The sequence below is a fragment of the Azoarcus sp. TTM-91 genome, assembly GCF_012911025.1.
Taxonomy (GTDB): domain Bacteria; phylum Pseudomonadota; class Gammaproteobacteria; order Burkholderiales; family Rhodocyclaceae; genus Azoarcus.
The window spans coordinates 1-1,643 of record NZ_WUEI01000245.1; the positions used below are offsets into that span (position 1 = coordinate 1).

Here is a 1,643-nt window from a genome sequence, read left to right on the forward strand (position 1 = left end):
CCGATTTCCGTTCCGAAGCCCAGCTTGGCCTGCCGCGCGCCCAGGCACTGCGCGACCGCCTGGAGCAGGCCCGCAGCCTGGCGGAGGCGGATCCGGTGTTCGCCCTGCGTCTGGAGCGGCTGCAGCGCTTCCGCAAGCTGCGTAGCGAGCGTGGGGCCTGGCGTGCGTGGCTGTTCGCTTTTCTGCATCTGCCCAGCTTGTACATGTTGATACCCAGCCTGTCTGCGCCTGTTCTGGGTTCCCTCGGGATCGGCAGGGAGGAGCACGCCGGTTTGCTGCGCATGGTGGAGAAGCTGGGTTTCCTGCGCCTGCTGCCCGTGGCTTTCCTGGGGGCGTATTGCCTTCCGTCCAACTGGAAGCAGGGCTCCACTACCTTCGCGGCCCTGGGGCTGGTATTCATGGCGATGTTGATGCTGCTGGCGATGATGGCCGGTACTGCGTTCTTGCGCCGGGCAGGATGGGGGCTGCTGCAGGCAGCCGCAAAGGTGGTGGATGTATCGACGAAGAGTGGCTATCGCTTCACGCTTTTCGCGAGTCTGGGAGGGCCTGTCATCTGCGGCGCGGTGCTGCTTGCGCGGGACCTCACGCCATCGCTGCCCGAGCCTTGGCAAGGCGGCGCATACAGCGTGCTGTATTCCTTGTTGTTTGTCGGCTCCGTGCTGGCTCTCCGCTTCGTCGGCAGCGCCGCGTCGACAGTCGGGTTGTGCTGGGGGCTTGCCGCTGTTGCCGCGGTCGATGCCACGTTCCAGCCGGAGCCGATGATGCAGGCGAGCTGGGTGTTGGTGGGGGCTGCACTGTGGATCAACCTCACCCTGTTCCTTTTGCATCGCTACCCGCAACAGGTGGAGACATGGGCGCTGGCCCCCTGGCGGGTGATGAGACCTTCCACGCCGATAGGCTGGCTGTTCGTCGTGATTGCAATCAAGTTCTATGTCGCGGTCATAGCGCTGCTGGTGGTGGCCTTGCTACCGGCGCTGGTTGTGACGACGGGGCGCAATCTGGGGACTGGTTTCGTGGTGTCTGCGCTAGCGCTGGCCGTTGCCTTTGCGGAAATGCTCGGGATGACGCCTATGCTGTATTTCCTGTGCTTCATCGGCACCTTGCGCGTGATGTGCCTTGCCCAAAGATGGGCGGATGCGCTGGCGGAGCGCCTTTACAACAGGCGGTGGCGGATGGCTGCGGCTTGATCGGGCGCTGAGAAGCGAGGGCGGTTGGTGCCGCGCTGGCAGGCGAGTGCGCTCGCTGGTCATCAAGAGAACGGGCGGCCCCGCATCGAGGCCGCCCGTTTTCGTTCCGTGTAGTCCGGGAGGGGCGGAGCGTTCCGCGCCTGGCTCAGCGGACCGGCAGGCCCGCCGTCCGCTCGAACCGGCGCGAGCAGACTATCCGCCCGCATCACTGCGCCTGACCTTCCCCCTTGCCCAGCAGCGTGATCAGCCCCTCGCCCAGCGTGCCGCGCCAGTGCAGGTAGTCGTGGCCGGCGGCGTATTCCTTGTAGCTCACCGGGTAGCCCTTGGCGCGCAGCACGTCGCGCATGTGGCGGCTGCTTTCCAGGATGCCGGTCTGGCCGGTACGGCTGGCTTCGAACAGGCCGGCTTCGATCAGGAAGGTGAGGGGCTTGCGCTCGGCGGCGGCGTACTGGCGCA

The 1,643-nt window shown here is 66.0% G+C and carries 2 protein-coding genes; one reads left to right on the forward strand and one right to left on the reverse strand.

From position 1 onward, the window contains the following. Positions 1–1,187: hypothetical protein (locus tag GRF61_RS23990; protein WP_169153133.1), on the forward strand; the 1,187-nt coding region annotated here is incomplete at its 5' end. Between the two features lie 205 nt (positions 1,188–1,392). Here GRF61_RS23990 and GRF61_RS23995 read toward each other — a convergent pair. Beyond that, a partial coding sequence (locus tag GRF61_RS23995; protein ID WP_211166180.1) for a hypothetical protein occupies positions 1,393–1,643 on the reverse strand: 251 nt, incomplete at its 5' end.